Origin of the sequence: Flavobacterium sp., assembly GCF_036759525.1 — a bacterium.
In the GTDB taxonomy this organism is placed as follows: Bacteria; Bacteroidota; Bacteroidia; order Flavobacteriales; family Flavobacteriaceae; genus Flavobacterium.
Genome location: NZ_DAIOUN010000001.1, coordinates 64164 through 87823 on the forward strand (window position 1 = coordinate 64164; position 23660 = coordinate 87823).

Sequence of the window (23660 nt, forward strand, 5' to 3'; positions counted from 1 at the left end):
TTGTTTAAAACTTCAAATTTAATTCTTCCACCGTAAGGTTTCCATCAAGGTTTTCATATCGTCTTTAATATAACTCGCAGCAGGCATTATTGAATCAAAATTGGGCTTGGCATAAAAATACACCGAACCACTAAGGAAATGCTTTGTACTATCCGTGGCATAAAATTGAGTGTTGGTAGCTGCATTTCCCCCTACTTGGTAAAACATTCCGTAAACTTTATGATTCCTATTTAGAAACGGAATCTCCGAAATATCATCAGCTTTAACCACATGTTTGTAGGTTAGCTTTTGTGCATCTTTAAGCAACTCTTCCAAATTAGTCGCTGTTACTGGCTTGTAGGTTAAATAAACCGTTGCCTTCATTTTTGGATATTCTATAGTCACATAACAGGAATCGGTTACCTTCACCTTGGTATTTGAATTGAAATCAAAAACAAAAGGACAAGGGCTGTCAAAACCAAAATATTGAGCAACCGGATAATCCAATCTTAAATGAGCGGCCGGCTTGGGCATTATTTCGTTTTTACACCCAAAAACCGAAAATACAACTCCAACCAAAACTAAATATTTATACATCTGTTGTAACTTTAATTTGTTTTATTCTTTTGGCATCTACAGATTCTACAGTAAACATACAAGTATCAAACGCAATTTTTTGATTTTTCTTGGGAAAAGTGCCTAAAATTTCCAAAAGAAAACCGGCTAAAGTTTCTGCTTCCCCTTTTTTGGCTTCAAACAGTGTTTCATTAACAGATACAATTCGGTAAAAATCTTTCAAGCTAATTTTTCCTTCAAATAGAAAAGTCTTATCATCAATTTGAGAATAATTGATATTCTCATCGTCAAACTCATCACTAATATCTCCTACAATTTCCTCTATTATATCTTCCAATGTAATTACTCCCGAAGTACCACCATATTCATCTACTACTATAGCCAGGTGGTTTTTCATGCCTTGAAAATCTTGCAAAAGATTGTCTAGTTTTTTGTTTTCAGGAACAAAAAAAGGTTCGCGTAAAAGTGAAGTCCAATCAAAATGCGTTTTATCAATATGGGGTAGTAAATCTTTAACATACAAAACGCCTTCAATTTGATCAATCGTATTCTTGTATACCGGGATTCTAGAGTAACCTTTGGATACAATTTTAACCACAACCTCTTTGAAAGACTCTTCTATTTCAAGGGCAAAAACATCAATTCTGGGACTCATGGCCTGACTCGCATCAGTATTTCCAAAAGACACAATTCCTTCTAAAATTTTTTGTTCTTCTTGAGTCGTTTCATCATCTGAAGTAAGTTCTAAGGCTTGGGATAGCTGATTTACAGAGAGATTTGTTTTTTGTTTGGATAACTTATTTTCTAAAAACAAAGTAATGGCTCGCATTGGCATATTGAGTGGTGTAAGCAAAACATTGAGAAAATGTATAGGTGTAGCCACAAAAAGAGCAAATTTAACATTGTTTCGATTGGCATAAATTTTTGGCAAAACCTCGCCAAACATCAAAATCAAAAAGGTAACAACAACTACTTCTAACGAAAACCGGAGCCATTCTTCGTGAATAGATGCAAAAATGGACTCTTTAACAAATGAAAAAACTATTACAATGGCAATATTGATAAAATTATTAACTATAAGTAGAGTAGCCAATAACTTTTTGGGTTTATCCAACAGAGCTGCAATTCGCTCTCCGTTTGAAGAATCCGTTTCAGATGCTTGTGAAATATCGTTTTGCGAAAGTGAAAACAAGGCAACTTCAGCACCAGATACAAGTGCTGAACAAACCAGTAAAATTAAAATACCTAATAACCCAAATACTAAATTTGTATCTATAAGGTTAAAAAAACCGGAGGGGTCTGTGTCCAAATGTGCTGTATTGGTTAAACATTAAAACGGCAAATCTCCGTGATCTGAACCGCTTCCGCCTTGCGTGTTCTCAAAAGAATTTCCTTTATTCGAATCTGGCATGTTTGGAATATTTTGTCTGTTGAGTTCGGTTTCTTTTTTGGTTGTTAAAAATGTAAACTCAGTAACTTGAATTTCGGTTGTATATTTAGTTTGTCCATCCTCGGCTTGCCATTGTCTGGACTTAATTCTACCTTCTACATATATTTTATCACCTTTGGACAAAAACTTTTCGCAAATCTCTGCGGCCTTGTTACGCACCACTAAGTTATGCCATTCTGTAGACGTAATTTTTTCATTCGTTGTTTTGTTAATATACACCTCATTTGTAGCCAAAGGGAATCTACCTATACAGTTACCACCCTCGAAATAATGCATTTTCACATCATCTCCTAAGTGACCAATAAGCATCACTTTGTTTAAAGTTCCATTCATAGTATTTAGTTGTTTTGAATAGTATCAAAGTTACAAATATAATAAGAGTTTAAAAATAGTTTTCAATAAAATTAAAAACAACTGCCGGAAAAGGCTTTTTAATTGCCTCCTTTTTTGAAATTCCAGAACTGAGTTTGCCCGAAATTTCCAACCGCCAAAAACGGATATACAAGTGTTGATGTGAAAGTTTATGGAGTCTGCTTTGGTTTTCATAAGCTACCAAAAAAAGGAGGGGTTGAAATTCGGAAAATTGTGTTGCAACACGTTCTTTTATTTCATTTTCATTCAATTCTTTCTCTGATTCAATTAGAGGAAACTCGTATAAATTATGCCAAATCCCTTTTTGAGTTCGTTTTTGAATGAGGGTAGCGTCTTCGGAATCAAATACAACCAAATAATTAAAATAACGGTTTGTAATTTTTACTTTTTGAGATTTTACAGGTAAGAGTGCCACTTTATCGTTCTGGAAAGCCCAACACGAATCATTAAAAATACAATCCGAGCAATTAGGACTTTTAGGCACACATTGCAAAGCTCCAAACTCCATTATAGCCTGATTAAAATCGGATGGCCTTTGTTTGTCCATAACTTCTTGAGCAAGATGGGTAAACTCTTTACGGGCTTTAGCAGAAGCAATATCTGTTTCCAATCCGAAATAACGAGAAAGCACTCTGTAAACATTCCCATCTACAACCGGAACAGCTTCATTAGAACTAAAAGATGCTACAGCTGCGGCTGTGTAAGGACCAACACCCTTTAACGCAATCAATTCCTGATAAGTTTTTGGAAATTGTCCTTCAAATTGAGCAACAACTTGTTGTGCTGTTTGATGTAAATTGCGTGCTCTGGAATAATAACCCAAGCCTTGCCAAAGTTTTAAAACCTGTTCTTCTTGAGCTTGAGCCAAATCAAAAACGGTAGGAAACTCCGAAATAAATGCTTCAAAATAAGGCAAACCTTGCACTACTCGCGTTTGTTGCAGAATAATTTCAGAGAGCCAAATAGCATAAGGATCTGTTGTGTTTCGCCAAGGTAAATCTCTCCGATTTTCTAAATACCAAGATATAAGACGATTAGAAAATGTCATGTTTTAAAATTGGTTTACAAAAGTATATCTTTATGTTATTAAATTTTAATCAATTATGCTTGAATAATTGTTTTTTTAATTTGTATATTTGCACTCTCAAAATTTTACACATAAATATTTAATACGAAAGAAAATGACGAAAGCAGATATCGTAGCAAAGATTTCAGAAAAATTAGGTCTTGAAAAAGGAGACGTCCAAGCGACCATTGAATCTTTTATGGATGAGGTTAAAAATTCTTTAGAAACTGGAGACAACGTTTATTTAAGAGGTTTCGGTAGTTTTATCATCAAAACTAGAGCCGAAAAAACCGGAAGAAACATTTCAAAAAACACAACCATTAAAATTCCTGCTCACAACATCCCGGCATTCAAACCTGCAAAAGTATTTGTAGAAGGTGTGAAAGCTAATACTGAAGTGACAGTTTAAACTTATTTATTAATACCAAAAAGATCACACTATGCCAAGTGGAAAAAAGAGAAAAAGACATAAGGTAGCGACTCACAAACGTAAAAAAAGAGCGAGAGCTAACCGTCACAAAAAGAAAAAGTAGTGTAAACTACTTTTTTCTTTTACAAAAAGTTCTTTGAAATGAAACAGCTAAAAACAATTGCTGTTTCACCGGGTACAAAAAAATACCTGTTTAAAATATTGTTTAATCCATCCTAACGTAAGGTTGATTGGTTAACAGTTGCTCGTTGATGGTTTTACCAACAACCGACAACCGACAACCGACAACTAAATTGTTCGGATAAAAATTTACACCGTGAATAAAGAATTGATCATTAGGTCAAGTTCTGATGCTGTAGATTTTGCCTTATTAAAAGATGGAAAACTAATCGAATTACACAAAGAAGAAGAACAAAAGAGCGGTTTTCAAGTAGGTGATATTTTTATCGCTAAAATCAGAAAACCGGTACCGGGACTTAATGCGGCTTTTGTGCATTTAGGCTTTGAAAAAGACGCCTTTTTACACTACCACGACTTAGGACCCAATCTTCCCTCTTTGCTGAAATTCACCAAACTTGTAAGCACAGGTAAACTAAAAGATTTCTCCCTTAAAAACTTTCAGTTTGATAAAGAAATCGATAAAGATGGCACAATCACTGATGTGTTAAGTGCCAATCAATCGGTTTTAGTACAAATCGTTAAAGAACCTATATCTACTAAAGGTCCCAGAATAAGCTCTGAGCTTTCTCTAGCCGGAAGATATATTGTTTTAGTGCCTTTCTCTGACCGCGTTTCTGTTTCTCAAAAAATAGAATCCAAACAAGAAAAAGACCGCTTAAAAAAATTAGTACAATCTATCAAACCTAAAGGATTTGGTGTTATTGTTCGTACAGTAGCAGAAGGCAAAAAAATAGCCGAACTAGACCAAGACATGCAGAACCTGCTTAGCAGATGGACTGGCATGTGTAAAAAATTACCAACGGCTCATCATCCTTCCAAAGTACTCAGCGAAGTGAATCGAACTTCGTCAATACTTAGGGATATCTTTAACGATTCCTTTACCGGAATTTACATAGATGATGAAGAGTTGTTTGAACAAACCAAAGAGTCAATCGAAGAAATTGCTCCTTCCAAGGCAAATATCGTCAAATTGTACCAATCCAGAGAATTACCCATTTTCGAAAAATACCACATAGAGAGACAAATTAAAACCTCTTTTGGTAAAACCGTATCCATGAGTAAAGGTGCCTATCTGATTATAGAACACACCGAAGCTCTTCACGTTATTGATGTGAATAGCGGAAACCGTTCCAATAAAGCACAAAATCAAGAGGAAACGGCATTGGAAGTAAACCTAATTGCCGCTGCTGAAGTAGCCAGACAATTGCGTTTACGTGATATGGGTGGTATTATTGTTGTTGATTTTATTGACATGCAAAACCCAGAAAACCGAAAAGTACTTTTTGATTTCTTAAGAGAGGAAATGAGTGACGACAAAGCCAAACACAAAATCTTACCGCCTAGTAAATTTGGTTTAATCCAAATTACCAGACAACGTGTAAGACCGGAAGTAAATATCAAAACAAGAGAAGAAGATCCTAACAACGGAACCGGAGAAATTGATGCTCCTATCCAAGTTATCGATAAAATCAATCTCGATGTTGAAAGATTAAAAAATCACAAAAATTTGGTGCTCAATGCCCATCCTTTTGTGGCCGCATACCTAACCAAAGGTTTTCCATCATTACGTTCAAAATGGTTTTTTGAACATAAAAAATGGGTGAAAATTATACCTCGTGATGCTTACACGTTTTTAGAATATCATTTCTTTGACAAAGAAGGAAATGTTATAAAAGAATAAAATCAAACGCTCGTTTTTTTAAACGGGCGTTTTTTTTTACTCAACCACCAATTCCACTTTCCGCTTAATCTCTCCCCCATTTTCATCCACCACAGTGATATAATGAATTCCTGAAGTCGCTTTCAACGGCATATCGTGAAAGTTTTGTGTGATGCCTAAATAGGTATGGTTCACATACCAATACAATTTGATGTTGGGTTGCGAATGAGCTACTTTTAAAATAATCGGTTGTACTTCGCTGTCAAAATTTTTGGTTAAGTATAATTTGCTATCTGCCTTCGGATAAATAAAATCCATAAAAGGCGTTTGGTTGTCTTCACAATCCGAACGAAAAGGGGGCAACACCCAATAATCCATGTTTTTACTTTTGTAATACCATTCCATTACCGGAGGCAACACAAACCAGGATTTAGCAACCATTTCGTCGACATTTTCGCAACTGCTGTTTACCCGAAATTGTTCCGTTTTGTCTAAATGGACTACTTTGTGATACGCACATTGTTCCGTTTGTTTAGCCGTGACCGGAATCCATTGCTTGCTTTTCGGACAATTTTCATTGGCTAAATAACCACTTTTAGCACAAACATCGGCTTGTTTCATGTTGTTTAATGGCTTTTCAAACCAATTGCTTCTGGGCAATAAATTAAATACGTCAAACAAAATCGGAGCGGCATGACTTACACCTGTGAGCAACGGACGACCTTCTCCGGTGGCGTTACCAACCCAAATTCCAACAACATATTTTTTACTCGTTCCAACCGCCCACGCATCCCGATTCCCAAAACTCGTACCGGTTTTCCAAGCGATTGGTAATGACGAATCGTAAAATCGCCAGGCTTCATCACCTTCGGGACGGTTGACTTCTTTCATGGCTTCATAGGTTAAATAAATGGAACCGGCTCCTACGATATTTTTTTGATAGGATAATTTTCCGAAATCCACTTTTTTATCCAAATCATAATTCAACTCCGAAAATTCATTTTTACGGTATTGAAAATTGTTTTTTGGGTAGTGATTTAATGTTCCGGTTAGTCCGGCATACGTTTTACACAAATCCCACAAACTGGTTTCGGCTCCACCTAAAATGAGCGACAACCCGTAATGATTCGGATGCCGTTTCATGGTGGTAAAACCGTATTGTTGCAGTTGGTCATAAAACCGATATACGCCAAAATCCTGCAACATCAACACCGACGGAATATTCAACGAACGTGACAAAGCCCTTCTTGCCGGAACCGCTCCATCATACGTCAAGTTAAAATTTTGCGGAGTGTAGCCCGAAATTTGTGTCGGAATATCGGGAACTAAGGTATTAGGTAACAATTCGCCTTCGTCTAACATTCCTGCAAAAAGCAACGGTTTCAAAATACTTCCAGAACTTCGCGGTGCCGAAATAACATCTACATCTTTTTGATGGTTTTTGTCGGTGGGAGCATTACCCACATAACCCACAATATTACGGGTTTCGACATCCACCACCAAAATGGCTAAGTTATAGACTTCATTTTGTTTGTATTGGTAATAATAATTTTGAGCAATTTGATTTAAGCGTTCTTGCAAAGCAAAATCAATAGTAGTTTTTACTTTTTGACCTTCTTGCTTTTTGGCTGTTTTTTGTAATAAATGCGGAGCCATTTGCGGTAAATCAAACGGTTTTTGAGGTAACGGTTCTTGCAAAGCCATTTCATACGAAAGTTGGTCCAACACTTTATTTTCATATAATTTTTCCAACAACCGATTGCGTTTTTCAAGTAACCGTTGTTGGTTTTTCCCGGGATAAATTAAGCTTGGAGCATTTGGTAAAACGGCTAACGTAGCTGTTTCTGCCCACGATAACTGATGCGACTGCACACCAAAATACCGCCACGAAGCCATTTCCAAACCCACCACATTACTGCCAAACGGAGCGTGAGCCGCATACAATTTTAAGATTTCTTTTTTAGAATGACGCAGTTCTAAACGTGTTGCCAAAACCACTTCGATAATTTTTTCAAAATACGTTCGGGTTTGCCCTTTTCGGGAAAGGCGAATGACTTGTTGGGTTAACGTACTTCCGCCACGAACCACGCGATTGGCTTTGCGGTTTTGCCGAAATGCATTCCACATAGAAATGGGATTAAAACCCGGATGATAATAAAAATGTTGATCTTCAAAAGCGATGATGCACTGTTGAAATTTCTCCGGCACACTATCCGCTGCCGGAAACCGCCACTGTCCATCACGAGCGATTTTGGCTCCTAATAAATTACCTTCTTTGCTTTCAATCACGGTGGAATACGGTTCGTTAAAAAGCGTTCGTGGCAAACAAAAATAATAACCAAGCAACAACACTAAAATCAAAATGAATTTAATTTTATGTTGGAGGATTTTGGTTTTGGCTTTATGGAGGAAGGTTTTGAACACGGAATTAAAACTAATTTTTATTATTCATCTTGTTAAAAAGGTAAACTCCTATGTCTCTGACTTCAGAGAGTGTTCTAAAATATACTTATTGAAAACTTTGTACATATACTCTTTTATTAATCAAGTTCAATTATTTTAACAGCTTCATTTATGTACATATTTGAATCATAATTAATAGCGTTCTCTATTATTCTATAATCTAATTTGAGTCCATTTCGTTGAACACTTTGGCCATTGGGATAAAAACCACCATATCCAGTAAATGCCTCTTCAGAACCATCAGGCAAAGTAAAAAGGGTAATATTAGTTGGAGCCCCACTAGTTTGTTCGCCTATAGTAATACAATTGGGTGATTGCTGTATTGCCATTCCAATAAATTCACCTCTACTTGCCGTATTTCTATCAACCAATAAAATTACTTTCCCTTTATAATACTTCTTAGCACTAGCAGCCGCCTTAAAAGGATCACTTATGAATCGTAAGGGAGCTTCAGCATCATATTCACAAACAGATGGATAAGCATTTATAGGTAAACTAACCTTTATAAACTCTTTTCTTATTGACAATAGATGTTTAGTAATATCAGATGCAGTAAGGTTTTTTGGATATTTTCTCAAATCTACAATCAATCCTTTTGTAGAGGAGAACTGTTTAAAAGCATTTTTTACATCCTTTTTTGTCATTTTCCCTAAATTTAAATACCCAATTTTTGGCTTAACAAAATAAAAATTGTCCTTAATATCCGTTTTGTCTGTTTTGGCATCGAAGTCAAACTTTTCATATAACTTAATATACTTGTTGACCACTTCACCATTCTTTTTTATTATATCAACATTAATGGAATCTACATTATTACATAATATTAAACTGTATGACAAGCCTACATTAAGTGCATTTGAATTTGAAGCTGATATCAAACTTGCAAAAGTAGAAGTGATATAGGTTGAAATTTTTTGATTTTTGATTTTCACAATAACATCTCCAAGTTCAATTCCGTTCTCTTCGGCTAGTTTCTTGTTTACAAAACGATTTACAACAGCAGAATCATTCACTATCTTCACATTGAAACTTGCATAAAATTTAAACAATGAATCCCTAACTTCACTAGAGAAACCCATGGAATGAGAATCATTTAATTTTGCAACAATCTTCAATTTTGCAATCTCATACGTTACTTTTGAGTTTGCATTTGAAAAATTGTTGATAGCACCATCCAAAACATCAAACCACTTTTCATCGGTCAAATATTTATTTAGATTCCAATATTGCATCGCATTCCAAAAACTAAATAAAGTCAACAATCGATGGTGTTTGTTGTTTAAATCGAAATCTTTAATTCCTTTCTCATTTTCAAAGGAAACCATTCTAGTGAGCTTACTTACTTTTGCATAAAAATTACCTATATTTCCGTTGATTTTCAATTTATTCAGCTCACTTGTTAATTCAACGCCAAATACTGCACTATCAATCCAATCATAATCTTGGTTTTTTAAAAAAAGTTTTGAATTATCAATCTTTCTTTCTTTAAAACTAGTGCTTTTAGAATTGTACTTTCTAACGAAGTCCAATAAAAAAACATTTATTTTTTCTTGTGATTCAATTTTTTCGGAACTTTCCATAAGCTCTAAAAAAATACCACCCCAATCGTATTTTCCCTTGCTAACATCCGGATGATGATATTTCATTAATCCCCAAACTAATCCTACTTGTTTGAATTTTTGTATGTCTGTTAATTTCGTTTGTGAGTTAAGAATAGAACTTGTAAAAATAATTAGAAATAAAAAATGTTTTTTCATAAAAAAAGATACACGAATTAAATGACAATAAAGACCCTCATAGCTTCATTAATAAATAAAAATAGGATTTCTTGGATTCTAACTATCTTACTTTTCTGTTAAATGTTTCTTTTGAAACGATTATTTGACAAAACCCCATAGCCCTGATTGCAGCGAAAAGCCCACAGACGTGAACCGCGTTTTTTGGTGGGAGGCTGAGCGACCATAGAAGCTCCAGCAAACCGCCTAAAAAAACCGGGTTCAGGGCGAGGACTTGCAGCGGAAAGCAGGATTAGCTTCATATAAAATTCTTTATGAGATTCCTCCTGCGTCGGAATGACACAACGAGGAGGAAAATCGGAATGACATAACTGTACAAATGATCAAACTCTTAATAATCTAAAAAAACTTGATTTAAAAATAAACTAAAAATTAACTAACTTTAAAAGGATAATCAACCCGATTATAAATAATATTAAGCCTCCAAAATAGCCTTTTAAATGCATTACATATGATGTTGTTAATTCTGCTTTACGTTTTCTGCCATCGATAAATGTAATGATAAATATAAATGTTCCTAAAACAATTAAAAAAACTGATAAACCAAACTTCATAACATAATTATATTTTTTTATTAGTACTTTAAATTTCGCTTTAATCCTTCACCACTTCCACCCACTGCCCCAAGGTTCGTGCCGCATACGTGTTATCATACATCGCTTCGGCTTGCATGCCCGGTAAATAGTAACGACCCAAGTACGACGCATTCAAGAGCACTCGGAACGTTCTGGACTCGTTGGCTTTGAGGCCAAAATAGAAATTGGTGCGGTCGTCGCGAATGTCGATATGGTCGGCTACGTTGTTGCCAAAACTGCCAAAATCGGTGAAACGGGTGTTTACAATTTCAAATCCTGACGGTAAAATTTGGGTCAATGCCACGTTTTCTACTCGTTCATTGGTTTGGTTTCGGATGGTGATTTCGGCAATAAACTCGGTGCCTTGAGCAATTTTGGTTACGTTCACCGGGGCTCCGCTTCGGTTTTTGAAAATCAAATTGGTAAACAACTTGCTTTGCATGGCTTTTTCCTGCCCAATCGGCAAAATACCACTCGTGAGCACCCGCACATACAAGGTGTTGGATTTGGTGTTTTTGAGCGTAATGGAATTGCTTCCGGTTTTGATTGCTAAGTTTCGATTGGCCAACGATTTTGCGGTTTTAATGCTCTCCGGTTTTCCATTAACGGAGTAAGTAATCGCTACCCCTTTTCCACCGTTTTGTTGGGCAAATTTAGACATGGCATACAAACTATATGCCGTGGTTTGCGTGCTCATCCACTGGTCGGAAGCCATATTTTTAGCTAAATCAGTCGCCATTTTGAACGCACGTTGCTTATCGCCCAACAAAATCAAGGTTTCCAATGCCATTGCTCTGTTGCGGTCGGACGAACCGTAATAATAATAATTTGGTTTGGAATCGTCAATTTTGCTTTGGTTAAACACACTTTGAGCCGCTTGTTTTTGTCCCGCCAACGCATACGCAGCCGCCAAACGCAATTTACTTTCGTTGGAAATTCCTGTGGTTTCTCGCAAACGGTTCATCGAAGCCATATCGGGTGAGCCGGCCAAAGCCAACGTATATAAGCGATAGGCTTGAGCAAAATCGTTTCCGTTTTTGGCAAATCGCCATTCTTTGGCTGTTTTTTGTTGGAATCCTATCCATTTGGCTTTGAAATTCAGTGGCAATACATAGCCTTTTTTCTCGGCTTCAATCAAGAAATGTCCCACGTAGGACGAACTCCAATCGTCGGCATAATTTTGTCCGTTCCAATACGAGAATCCACCATTTGATATTTGGAAACCGCCTAATTTTTGAATGCCGATTTTGATGTTTTTCTGAATTTCAGTTTTACGGTTTTGGTCTAAATCGAAAATATCGGACAAATACAATTGCGGAAACACACTCGACGTGGTTTGCTCCAAACAACCGTGTGGATACTGAATCAGATACTGTAATCTTCTGCTAAAATCAATGGTTGGGAAAGACGAAACTTCCAATTGAGCTTTGTTGCTTCCGGCGACACCAAAGGTAGAAACAGCAATGGTTTTAGAGCTATTGGGTTCTAAAACTACATCGGTAAACTCATTTGTAATCGGGTTTGGATTGGTGATGTCCAATTCAACTTCATACGTTGCTTTTTCATTACCGGATGTGGCAATGATTTGAACTTTTGCCAATCCGGTGGCACTGCCAACTTCCAAATTGAAGTACACCATTTTTTCATCCGGTTGAGCGAAAGTCAAGCTTTGTGAACTGCTTCCAATGACACGCACACCGTTATTGGTTTTGATTTGTACCGAAACATTTTTTACTTTCGATTCCATGGCAAAAAGCGTTACCGGAAGCGTTACTTTTTCGGAAGGTGAAATTTTTCTTGGCAACGAAGCCAACACCATCAATGGTTTTCTGACCGGAGTGGTTTTTTCAGCTGCACCGTACGCACTTGAATTTACATCACCGGCCACCACCATGGTACGAACCGAACCCACATAATTGGGCAACTTGATTTGATGTGTTTTACTTTGTCCTTTTTCCAACTTGAATGGGCCAAAATACATAACCACCGGTTTAAAACGATTGGCTTTTTTGGCTTTGCTTCCCCCTAAATCTTCGTCACCACCAATGCTGAAAACTTGGTTAATTCTTTCACCATACGCTCCAATTACGTCATCAAAAATATCCCAGGTTTTTACGCCTAAGGCTTCACGAGTATAGAAACTGTTCCACGCATTTGGCGTTTTAAAACGGGTTAAATCCAACAAACCATCATCTACAATCGCCAAAGTATAGGTCATGGCTTTTCCTGATTTTTCGCTTACGCGGATGTTGGTTTTACTCTCCGGTTTCAAGACTTCCGGCATACTGATTTGAGGTTCAAGAATGGTGTTTTTATCAATCACTTCTATCGGTACAATTCCATACAAACGAATTGGTGAATCATTCAAAGTGGACGCGTGGGGTTGCAATAAGGTAATATGCACAAACACATTCGGAGCCATGTCGCCGGTGATTGGAATTTCAACATTGGTTTCACCTTTTTGGGTGTTGGCCCAAAGTGTTTTTACGACACGCGAACCATTTTCTAACGAAATTAACGCTCTTCCTCCGGCACTCGATGGAAAGGAAATTTTAGCTTTTTCGCCAACAGAATAATTCTTTTTATCCGTAGAAAATAGCAACATCGAAGCGTTAGACGAATCGGTATTTCTAGTTTTTCCGGACCAATACGGCCAATCAATCATTACGGTAGAACCGGTGGCGTGTCCGCCTTCTTCATCCGTTACTCGAATTAAATAACGACCCCATTCATTTTCTTCGTTTTTGAATTGTATGCTGGCTTTGCCATTGGCATTCGTGTTAACAGTAAAATTCTTGAACGCTGTTGTTGAATTGGAGGAAACATAACTGGAAAGATTATCATAACTCGCATCCCACCACCAACGCCATTCTACTTTATACACTTGTACTTTTAAATTTTGCACTGCTTTTGGATTTCCTTTTTCATCCACAGTTACAATATCATAACGGTTCATTTTTCCGGTTTCTAACAAGCCGTAACGGTTTGGTTCAGGTGTTTTTAAACCAATATAGGTTTGATATGGCGAAAGTGTGGCCACCATTACATCGGTACTGAAATCGCCCCCGTTTTCATAAACTTTGGTCATCAAACTGGCTTTCAACATTCCGGGTGATTCAGTGCTTACTTTCGGTTGAAAACTAACGGTTGCTTTTCCTTCTGCATTTACTTTTCCGCTGAAAATATTGGTTTCTTCCGTTTCAAATTGACGAATCGGATCATCAAAATTGTAATTAGCAAATCCTTTGAACGTGGTTTTTTGTTGCATGATTTTAGCTTGCATTTCCATTTTTAAATCTTTGGCAACGGCACCATGCAACCAAGCTACTTCTACTTGACTGGTATTGATCTTGGAAGTAGATAAAATCTCGGAATCAAATTTGTTTTTGATTTTTAAACGATTGGGTTTAATGGTTTCAATCTTGATGTTTTTGTAAAATCGAGCTCCTCCCACACTGATTACCGCCTCCCAACTTCCGGTAGGATGCGAATCACGAGTAGGAATGATAAATTTGTAATGATTGAGTGGATTGTATTTTTGAACGGATTGAAAAGTCAACTTTCCGGTTGGATCATTCAATTTGAATTTGATCGGATGTGATTTGTCCAATTTACTGGCGGCATCATTAAGCATGAATCCTAAAAATAACGTATCGCCGGGACGCCAAACCCCTCTTTCGCCGTAAATATAGCCTTTGAGTCCTTTTTGTAATTTTTCACCGGATACATCAAAATTACTTACCGAAAGCGAATACCCTTCGTCTAATTTCACGTAAGTGGTTTGTTTATCCTTGGAAACAATGGCAAAAAAAGCATATTTTCCCACTTGAAAAGCGGTTATTCCTTCCGCATTGGTGGTTCCGGAAGCTAATTTTTGTTGTTGAAAATCATACAATTCAACCGTAGCTCCGCTAATAGCTTGCGTGTTGACAATATTTGTCACCGCAAAAGTATACGAACCATTTTCACCACGTTTGGCAATGACTCCCAGATCGGAAGCCAATACATTCATCCCAATTGGTCCACGACGGTAGTAATCCAATTCACAAGGATCTTTGCTATCGTACCAATCGTAATCATCATACCAATAATAGTCGTAGTAATCCTCGTCGTTGGAACGCACTTCATCGCTGTCTTCCTCATTTTCTTGTTCGGATTCAGTTACCGAATTACTACAACTGTACAAAGAATAACTTTTTTTGAACGACATTTCCACGCGATAAATCGCACCGGGTTCGGGGGTGATAATTTTGGATAAATCGATGGCAAATGTGTTCCATTTACTATAATTGGGTAATTTTTTGTCCAATAAATTGATGGTTTGTTTGGCTACAGGTGAAGCTACTTTTCGTAGGTTTCGCTTGCCGTTCAAATTATTATCTTGTAAAAATTGAAGAATGTTGTTTTTGTAAATTTTATACACTTTAACATCCACCGCTTTCAAGTTGGCCGATTCGAAATTGATTTTTAAATTGTTGGAACTCGGTAAAATGGTTCCGTTTTTCACAAATCGAATATTGGGTTTCATTTCGTTGAACGCCACACGTTGGGAATGGGTTTCTTTCATTTTATAGCCTTCGTCACTGGAAATTCCCTGAAAAACTTCTACCAACAAATCGCCTTTGAGAGGTTCGCTAAAAAAGACTTTAAGCAAATTCCCTTCGATGATGAATTTGGATGTTTGAGCCGTTTCAACCGCAACCAAACCTAGTAAATCTTGACCTTTTTTTATCGGGTCAGAAAAATTAATGAACAACGATTGGTTGTCTTCATCGCCTACTTCCATCCCTACAATTTTGAAATTGTTTTTGCCGGGAATATCATACTCCACACTTCCTTTTTGGTCGATGTTGAATGATTTTCCGTTCCATGAAATAGTAATTTTACTGTCTTCAACCTTACGCTGAATGCTATCAATGATAAATTTGAATTCGGTTTTTGTGCTAAGTGCTTTATCGAATTTAATTTTTAATTTATTACCGTTTTGAGTGGCTTCTACTAATTTGGTGACCGTCTCAAAATCAAGCCAGTCACTGGTTTGAATCGTTCCGTTTAAATAATTCAACTCTCGGCTGTAGGATTGCAAATCCAAAAGGTTCACTGTAAAATCTTGTTTGACTGTTTTAACAGAAAACTTAAATTCTTCCAATCCTTTTTCCGTTTTGATAAGTTTGGCTAATTTGAAAATAATACGATATTCGGTGTCTTGTTCCAACGGTTTTTCGGGTACAAAAGCAATAGTGTTGGAGGACAATGCTACCATTTTTCCTTTTATACTGGGAGAAATCTCAAATAAACCCGCATCAATTTCCTGATTTGGTTGCCATTCTGTTTTGTCAAACGCTAACGTCACTCGGATATCCGAATGAGCTGATTGTAATCCGGAACTAAAACTGAGAATATAGTTCTCGTACTTCGAAAAATCAGAATTGAATTCTTCGGTAGAAACTTTTTTGCCACAAGAGTGTAGCACAACAACCGCAACAAAAAGTTGCATCAAACGTTTGATTGACATTGTTCAAAAAGATTAAAAAATGGAACGAAAATGGTGTGGGTACTTATTGACGATAACACAAAAAGTATTCCAAATATTGTGTTAAAGTTAATTATTTTTAAGAAGAATTTTTGGATTAAATTATTTCCGTTTGGAGGCAAAAAAACGGAGCATTAAATCGGAGGCTTCATTAGCTAAAACCCCTGAAACCACTTCTGTTTTCGGGTGAAGTTGGGTACCCATTGTCATAAAACCGCGTTGTTCATCTCGGGCTCCAAAAACGATTTTAGAAATCTGACTCCAATACAATGCACCGGCACACATTTGACACGGTTCTAAAGTTACGTAAAGCGTGCATCCTTTTAAATATTTTCCGCCTAAGAAATTGGCTGCAGACGTAATGGCTTGCATTTCGGCATGAGCCGTCACATCGTGTAGCAATTCGGTTAAATTATGCGTTCGAGCAATGATTTTATCATCCACCACTATCACGGCACCAACCGGAATTTCACCTTTTTCAAATGCGGTTTCAGCTTCTTGCAAAGCTTTTTTCATGAAATAAGTGTCGTTGAAAGGATTTTCCATAGAAACAAAAATACAATTTCAATTCGTACATTTGTCCTATGGTTGATAATTTACTGCAACATATCGAATTTCCTTCTGATTTACGCAAACTAAACGTAAATCAATTGCCGCAATTGGCTCAGGAATTACGCGACTTTATCATTGATATTGTTTCGGTTAAAGAAGGACATTTGGGAGCTAGTTTAGGTGTGGTAGAATTAACCATTGCTTTGCATTATGTGTTCCATACGCCGGAAGATTTGCTCGTTTGGGATGTGGGTCATCAAGCTTACGGCCATAAAATTTTAACCGGACGAAAATCAGTTTTTCATACCAATCGCCAATTAAATGGCATTTCAGGTTTTCCCAAACGAAGTGAAAGTGACTATGACACCTTTGGTGTTGGGCATTCCTCTACTTCTATTTCTGCGGCGTTGGGCATGGCGATTGCTTCTCAATTAAAAGGAGAAAACAAACATCATATTGCGGTTATTGGCGATGCTTCGATTGCTAGCGGCATGGCGTTTGAAGGATTGAATCATGCCGGTGTTACCGATGTAAATTTACTCGTGATTTTAAACGATAATGCAATTGGAATTGACCCGAGTGTTGGAGCGTTGAAAAATTATCTTACGGCTGTAAAAGAGGGTAAAAATCCAAAAGTCAACAATATGATCAAGTCGCTGAATTTTGATTATTCAGGTCCGATTGACGGTCATGATATTTTTGCGTTGATTTCAGAATTTGAACGGTTGAAAAAAGTTAAAGGTCCGAAGTTTTTGCACGTTATCACTACCAAAGGTAAAGGTTTACAAAAAGCGGAAGAAGATCAAGTAAAATATCATGCTCCGGGGAAATTTGATAAAATAACCGGGGAAATTCATCTCAAAGAAGAAAGCCATTTGCCCCCAAAATTTCAAGATGTTTTTGGTTTGACTTTAGTTGAATTGGCTGAGCAAAACGAAAAAATTATTGGTATAACTCCAGCAATGCCAACGGGAAGTTCCCTCAAATTCATGATGGATGCTTTTCCGGAAAGAGCTTTTGATGTAGGCATAGCCGAGCAACATGCTGTGACATTATCTGCAGGAATGGCATCACAAGGAATGATTGTTTTTTGCAACATTTATTCTACTTTTTTACAACGAGCTTATGATCAAGTAATTCACGATGTGGCCTTGCAAAATTTACCGGTTATTTTTTGTTTAGACCGAGCCGGTTTAGTGGGTGAAGATGGAGCCACCCATCATGGCGTTTTTGATTTGGCGTATTTGCGATGCATTCCTAATATGATTATTTTTTCACCACGGAATGAAATTGAATTGCGAAATATGCTTTACACCGCACAATTGGGATTAAATCATCCCATCGCCATTAGATATCCCAGAGGAAGAGGTGAAATAGTCGATTGGCAACAACCGTTTCAAAAAATTGAAATCGGAAAGGCTACTTTATTGAAAAAAGGATCAAAAGTGGCTATTTTAACGAATGGTTATATTGGACGAAATGTAACTTTAGCTCTAGCCGAAATGGAAAATGCAGCCTTGTTTTCGCATTTTGATTTTCCGTTTGTCAAACCGTTGAATGAAGAACTTTTACATTCTATTTTTGAAGAATATGAAAGCATAGTAACAATAGAAGACGGGTCAATTATTGGCGGATTTGGTTCGGCTATTGCAGAATTCAAATCAAAATATAATTACAAAAATAACGTTGATGTACTAGGTATTCCTGATAAATTTATAGAACAAGGTAAAATTGACGAATTACAGACTTTGTGTGAAATTAATAGTGAAAGTTTGTTAAGATTTTTGTCAGGTTATTCAAAATAAGCATTTTTGCATTTTTAAAATAAGTCTTCTTTTAATGAAATCATTCTCGGTTCTAATCGCAATAATTTTACTTCCCGTAATTTGTTTCACGCAAAACCTAACGCCTATTGATAGTATTGTAAAGGTGAAAGATACAACGTATTGGACACACAAAAACATGCTTGGCCTCGATTTAAGTCAGATTGCTTTTATCAATTGGAATGCGGGGGGAAACAGTTCCATTTCCGGACTTTTTAAAGCTGATTTTGGTAGGAAATACATGAAAGAAAACATATTATGGAATAACGAAATGAGTATTCGTTACGGAATTAACAAGCAAGAGGGTAGAGAGCTTCGCAAAACTGATGATGCATTTTCGGTATTGTCCAATTTTGGTTATCGCAAACATCCGGGATCCAATTGGTTCTACTCCGCTCGTTTTAACTTTAATACACAATTTACCAACGGATATGCCTATCCCAATACGCAATTGGCTATTTCTAAACCTTTTGCACCAGCTTATATCTTTTTGGGAGCAGGTTCAGAATACAATAGAAAAGATTTAAATTTAAACTTTTATTTTTCGCCTTTAACATTGAAAACCACTTTAGTATTAGACCGAAGACTAGCCGATTTGGGTTCGTTTGGAGTTACAAAAGCTTTGTTTGACGAAGAAGGGAATCTATTGAGAAGGGGACGAAAAAGTCGAAACGAATTTGGTATGCTTTTTAATAATTTTTGGAAAACCGAAGTTTACAAAAATATGATTTTAGAGCATCGGGTTTCGCTATATTCTGATTACATAAACAATTATGGAAATATTGATATTGACTGGCAACTGCAACTAAACATGGTTGTAAACCAATACGTTAGAGCCAACATTGGATTTCATATGATTTACGACGATGACATCAAAGCTAAGAAAGAAGTCGAAGGGGAACAAATTACAATTGGACCCCGTATTCAGTTTAAACAAGCTTTGGGTGTAGGCGTTGTGTATGCTTTTTAATGGGTATTAGAAGCAATAATTTTATGCATCAAAATAGCATTACCGTCTGTCAAAAGTGAAATGTAATGCGAAATATGCAACAAGCGTTCATACAAACCCTTTTTCTCAACCTGGTATTTTTCGGGAAGTAATTTAAGTACCAAATGGTCGTAATTGGTCATTTTATCCTCAAACTTGTTATTTACAGCTGTGATGAATGTATCCAGTAAATGTGCAAGAACGTGGTACCCGTTTATTTCTTTTTCGATTACTTCTCTACTTTGGTAAATTTTTTTGACACTCAATTGAATAATGTCATTCATTTGGGCTTTGTATTTACTCTTATCTGTTAAGGCATAGGGAAATTGACCTCGCATAATTGCTTCTTCGTTTTCTAAAAATACCCGAACAGCCTCATTAATCAAACTTCCTATAGCTAATGCCCTCAAATAACTTATACGATCTTCCTTGGTTTGTAATGAATAAAACTTGGCTGAGTCAATTGTGTCTTTTACTAATTTCAACAAATATTCTAAAGCGTAATCTTCATCAACCAAACCGAGATTTATGCCGTCTTCAAAGTCGATAATGGTGTAACAGATATCGTCTGCCGCTTCTACTAAATAGGCCAACGGATGGCGTTCGTATCCAATATCATCTCCTGATTTATTGGGTATCAAACCCAACTCCTCTGCGACTTCTTGAAAAAAGGCTTTGTCTTGTTGAAAAAAACCGTATTTTTTATCGGCAATGTTAGGCGTTGGTTTTTTTGGTAAACTTTCTTTAGGGTACTTCATAAAAGCACCTAAAGTAGCATAGGAAATTCTGAGTCCGCCTTCGTTACCGGGTCTGTTTCCGGTTAAAACAGAAAACCCGTTGGCATTGCCTTCAAAATCAATTAAATCCTGCCATTCTTTTTCAGAAAGTTGGTTTTTGAATTGCAAACCGTTTCCGTTTTTAAAATATTCGCCAATGGCTTTTTCTCCGGAATGTCCAAAGGGTGGATTTCCAATATCATGGGCCAAACAAGCGGCAGCAACAATGGCTCCAAAATCATTCATGTGATACCCGTGCACATCTTTTAAATACGGATATTTTTCGATTATTTTTTTTCCTACCAATCTGCCAATGGAACGACCTACAACCGAAACTTCCAAACTATGAGTCAATCGCGTATGTACGAAATCGGTTTTAGAAAGTGGAATAACTTGCGTTTTGTCTTGCAAACTTCGGAACGCTGCAGAAAAAATTATTCTATCGTAATCAACTTCAAAACCCAATCGGGTGTCGTCTTGTTCCAAGCGTAAACGTTTTCCGGTGTCGCCTTGCCTTTTGAGCGATAAAAGTTGTTCCCAGTGCATCATAAAATTTCAGCTAAAAAAAGGATGTTTTTAATTTTTAGAATTTCTTATTTATCGTTTGCCAAAAAGAAATGCTTGGACTTTTTAGGATACTGATTGTAACTGATATCACTTGGATTTTCAATTACTGACTTTATATTGATTACATCACCTAATTTGAAATTGGCTTGAGTGTATTTGTAATCTAGAAGATATTCGCCACAGAAATAATTTCCTTTTTCATCTTTCTCAATAACTCCGGTATAGATTCCTTTTTTCTCTTTTGACATGATTCCAAGTTTGATTTCCAAATGTACGAATTGGAATCGATAAAAAAGAACAGCTCCTCATAAAATGAAGAGCTGCTTATTACTTATTCCTGATTTTTTGCTTAAGACCCACACATCTCACAATCTTCCGGGCCTGAGTTTCGGGCTCTTTCAATCATGGCTCTATATTCTTCGGGCGACATTTCTACCGGTTCATTTACTACTGCAATGGCTTCTAGCTTTTGAGCGGCCGGTTGTTCAATAATTTGTACCGGCTCGGCTTTTTTATCATTATTTAAGGTAAACTTGATGGCATCTACTGCTGCTTTGGTTCTCAAATAATACATTCCTGTTTTTAATCCGGATTGCCAAGCATAGAAGTGCATTGAAGTTAATTTAGCATAGGTTGCCCCTTCCATAAACAAGTTCAACGATTGTGATTGGTCAATAAAATAACCGCGTTGACGAGACATATCAATAATGTCTTTCATGCTCATTTCCCAAACCGTTTTATACAATTCTTTTATGTCTTGTGGAATGGCATCAATATTTTGAACCGAACCGTTGTGACGCATGATTTCTTGTTTCAACGTCTCGTTCCATAAACCTAATTTTACCAAATCTTCCAACAAATGTTTATTTACTACAATGAACTCTCCAGAAAGCACTCTTCGGGTGTAGATATTTGAAGTATACGGTTCAAACGCTTCGTTGTTCCCCAAAATTTGAGAAGTGGAAGCCGTGGGCATTGGAGCTACAAGCAATGAGTTTCTCACCCCGTGTTCTACTACTTCTTTTCTCAAACTTTCCCAATCCCATCTTCCGGATAGATCGCTGTCTTTTAATCCCCACAAATTGTATTGGAACTCTCCTTGGGAAATGGGTGACCCTTTGAATGTTGAATACGGTCCTTCTTCTTTGGCCATTTCCATAGAAGCGGTTACGGCTGCAAAATATAAGGTTTCAAAAATTTCTTGGTTTAATTGTTTAGCTTCATCACTGGTAAAAGGCAAACGCATCAAAATGAATGCATCGGCCAAACCTTGTACACCCAAACCAATGGGTCGGTGACGCATATTGGAATTCTCTGCTTCCGGAACCGGATAATAGTTTCTATCAATTACGCGGTTCAAGTTGCGTGTTACACGTTTTGTTACATCATATAATTTTTGGTGATCAAATTTTCCATTCTCTACAAACATGGGTAGCGAAATAGAAGCCAAATTACACACGGCAATTTCATCTGCTGATGTATATTCTAAAATCTCCGTACACAAGTTTGAAGAACGAATCGTTCCTAAGTTTTTCTGATTTGATTTACGGTTTGCGGCATCTTTGTAGAGCATGTATGGCGTTCCGGTTTCAATTTGCGATTCCAGAATTTTTTCCCATAACTCACGTGCTTTGATCGTTTTTCTTCCTTTCCCGGCTGCTTCATACGAAGTATAAAGGGCTTCAAATTCATCGCCATATACATCGCATAATCCCGGACATTCGTTAGGACACATTAAGGTCCAAGTAGAATCTTCCTGTACCCGTTTCATGAACAAATCGGAAGTCCACATCGCAAAGAATAAATCTCTGGCACGCATTTCTTCTTTACCGTGGTTTTTCTTCAAATCCAAGAATTCAAAGATATCGGCATGCCACGTTTCTAAATAAATAGCAAAACTTCCTTTTCGTTTTCCGCCCCCTTGATCTACGTAACGAGCGGTATCGTTAAATACTCGCAACATTGGAACAATTCCGTTTGAAGTTCCGTTTGTGCCGCGAATGTAAGAGCCCGTTGCACGTACATTGTGAATTGAAAGACCGATACCACCGGCAGACTGCGAAATTTTGGCGGTTTGTTTTAAGGTATCGTAAATCCCGTCAATGCTATCATCTTTCATGGTCAACAAGAAACAAGATGACATTTGCGGTTTTGGTGTACCGGCATTGAATAAAGTAGGTGTAGCGTGTGTGAAGAATTTTTTCGACATTAATTCATACGTTTCTTTCACGGCTTCAATATCATTTAAATGAATCCCAACCGAAACACGCATTAACATGTGTTGCGGACGCTCCACAATTTTTCCGTTTATTTTTAATAAATAGGAACGCTCTAGTGTTTTAAAACCAAAATAGTCATAATTAAAATCACGGTTGTAAATAATCATAGAGTCCAATACTTCTGCATTGTTTTTGATTACTTCGTATACCTCATCTGAAATCAAAGGAGCTTTTTGACCCGTACGTGGATTTACGTACAAGTACATATCGGTCATGGTTTCAGAAAATGATTTTTTGGTATTTTTATGTAGATTCGATACCGCAATACGTGCGGCCAACTGGGCATAATCGGGATGTGTTACCGTCATGGAAGCGGCGGTTTCTGCGGCCAAGTTATCCAATTCAGAAGTGGTTACACCGTCATATAAACCTTCAATTACTCGCATGGCTACCTTTACGGCATCCACTAAATCATTCAATCCGTAACAGAGTTTTTTAATTCTGTCGGTGATTTTGTCAAACATTACCGGTTCTTTGTGCCCGTCTCTTTTTACTACATACATACGCTTTAGTTTTTTGTAAAACAGAAAATCCCTTTTGCTGTTTTGGTTATTTGTAAATTGGTTTTTGGGAAACTACTCCCGGTATTTTGAAC

General features: G+C 36.9%; 15 protein-coding genes. 4 read left to right on the forward strand and 11 right to left on the reverse strand.

Features of this window, described 5'->3' with window-relative positions:
- Positions 1-18: 18 nt before the first annotated feature.
- The 4 genes from gldD to mutY are packed head-to-tail and all read right to left on the reverse strand — an operon-like array spanning position 19 to position 3425.
- Complete coding sequence (gene gldD, locus V7M80_RS00285) at positions 19-576, reverse strand: gliding motility lipoprotein GldD (RefSeq protein ID WP_333693187.1); 558 nt, start codon at positions 574-576, stop codon at positions 19-21.
- Positions 569-1864, reverse strand: coding sequence for a gliding motility-associated protein GldE (locus V7M80_RS00290; RefSeq protein ID WP_333693189.1), 1296 nt, complete (start codon positions 1862-1864; stop codon positions 569-571). Before V7M80_RS00290 ends, gldD begins: the two co-directional genes overlap by 8 nt.
- 21 nt (positions 1865-1885) lie before the next feature.
- Entirely contained in the window at positions 1886-2338 is a 453-nt protein-coding gene (locus V7M80_RS00295; RefSeq protein WP_333693191.1) for a single-stranded DNA-binding protein, read from the reverse strand.
- Positions 2339-2387: 49 nt separating this feature from the next.
- Complete coding sequence (mutY, locus tag V7M80_RS00300; protein WP_333693193.1) at positions 2388-3425, reverse strand: A/G-specific adenine glycosylase; 1038 nt, start codon at positions 3423-3425, stop codon at positions 2388-2390.
- 88 nt (positions 3426-3513) lie between these two features.
- Here mutY and V7M80_RS00305 point away from each other — a divergent pair, with 88 nt between their 5' ends.
- Entirely contained in the window at positions 3514-3852 is a 339-nt protein-coding gene (locus tag V7M80_RS00305) for an HU family DNA-binding protein (protein WP_333693195.1), read from the forward strand.
- 337 nt (positions 3853-4189) lie between these two features.
- Positions 4190-5734, forward strand: a complete 1545-nt coding sequence (locus tag V7M80_RS00310) for a ribonuclease E/G (protein WP_333693197.1) — start codon at positions 4190-4192, stop codon at positions 5732-5734.
- A gap of 36 nt (positions 5735-5770) precedes the next feature.
- On the opposite strand, the gene pbpC is transcribed toward V7M80_RS00310, so the two are convergent.
- The 4 genes from pbpC to V7M80_RS00330 form a co-directional block, all read right to left on the reverse strand.
- A complete protein-coding gene (pbpC, locus tag V7M80_RS00315; RefSeq protein ID WP_333693199.1) occupies positions 5771-8137 on the reverse strand; it encodes a penicillin-binding protein 1C in 2367 nt (788 codons plus the stop codon).
- A 116-nt stretch (positions 8138-8253) separates the two neighbouring features.
- Positions 8254-9933 (reverse strand): S41 family peptidase, encoded by a 1680-nt coding sequence (locus V7M80_RS00320; protein WP_333693201.1) that lies wholly within the window; start codon positions 9931-9933, stop codon positions 8254-8256.
- A 633-nt stretch (positions 9934-10566) separates the two neighbouring features.
- A complete protein-coding gene (locus V7M80_RS00325) occupies positions 10567-16062 on the reverse strand; it encodes an alpha-2-macroglobulin family protein (protein WP_333693202.1) in 5496 nt (1831 codons plus the stop codon).
- Positions 16063-16182: 120 nt separating this feature from the next.
- Complete coding sequence (locus tag V7M80_RS00330) at positions 16183-16626, reverse strand: nucleoside deaminase (protein ID WP_333693203.1); 444 nt, start codon at positions 16624-16626, stop codon at positions 16183-16185.
- A 38-nt stretch (positions 16627-16664) separates the two neighbouring features.
- On the opposite strand from V7M80_RS00330, the gene V7M80_RS00335 reads away from it, so the two are divergent.
- On the forward strand, positions 16665-18437 hold the full coding sequence (locus V7M80_RS00335) for a 1-deoxy-D-xylulose-5-phosphate synthase (protein ID WP_333693204.1): 1773 nt from the start codon (positions 16665-16667) through the stop codon (positions 18435-18437).
- 34 nt (positions 18438-18471) lie between these two features.
- Positions 18472-19425, forward strand: a complete 954-nt coding sequence (locus tag V7M80_RS00340) for a DUF3078 domain-containing protein (protein WP_333693205.1) — start codon at positions 18472-18474, stop codon at positions 19423-19425.
- On the opposite strand, the gene V7M80_RS00345 is transcribed toward V7M80_RS00340, so the two are convergent.
- The 3 genes from V7M80_RS00345 to V7M80_RS00355 all read right to left on the reverse strand — a co-directional run bounded on the left by V7M80_RS00345 (position 19422) and on the right by V7M80_RS00355 (position 23568).
- Positions 19422-20765, reverse strand: coding sequence for a deoxyguanosinetriphosphate triphosphohydrolase (locus V7M80_RS00345; RefSeq protein WP_333693608.1), 1344 nt, complete (start codon positions 20763-20765; stop codon positions 19422-19424). The two genes, V7M80_RS00340 and V7M80_RS00345, sit on opposite strands and share 4 nt — an antisense overlap.
- 47 nt (positions 20766-20812) lie before the next feature.
- Positions 20813-21034 (reverse strand): hypothetical protein, encoded by a 222-nt coding sequence (locus V7M80_RS00350; protein WP_333693206.1) that lies wholly within the window; start codon positions 21032-21034, stop codon positions 20813-20815.
- Between the two features lie 101 nt (positions 21035-21135).
- Positions 21136-23568, reverse strand: coding sequence for a ribonucleoside-diphosphate reductase subunit alpha (locus V7M80_RS00355; RefSeq protein WP_333693207.1), 2433 nt, complete (start codon positions 23566-23568; stop codon positions 21136-21138).
- Between the last annotated feature and the right edge of the window lie 92 nt (positions 23569-23660).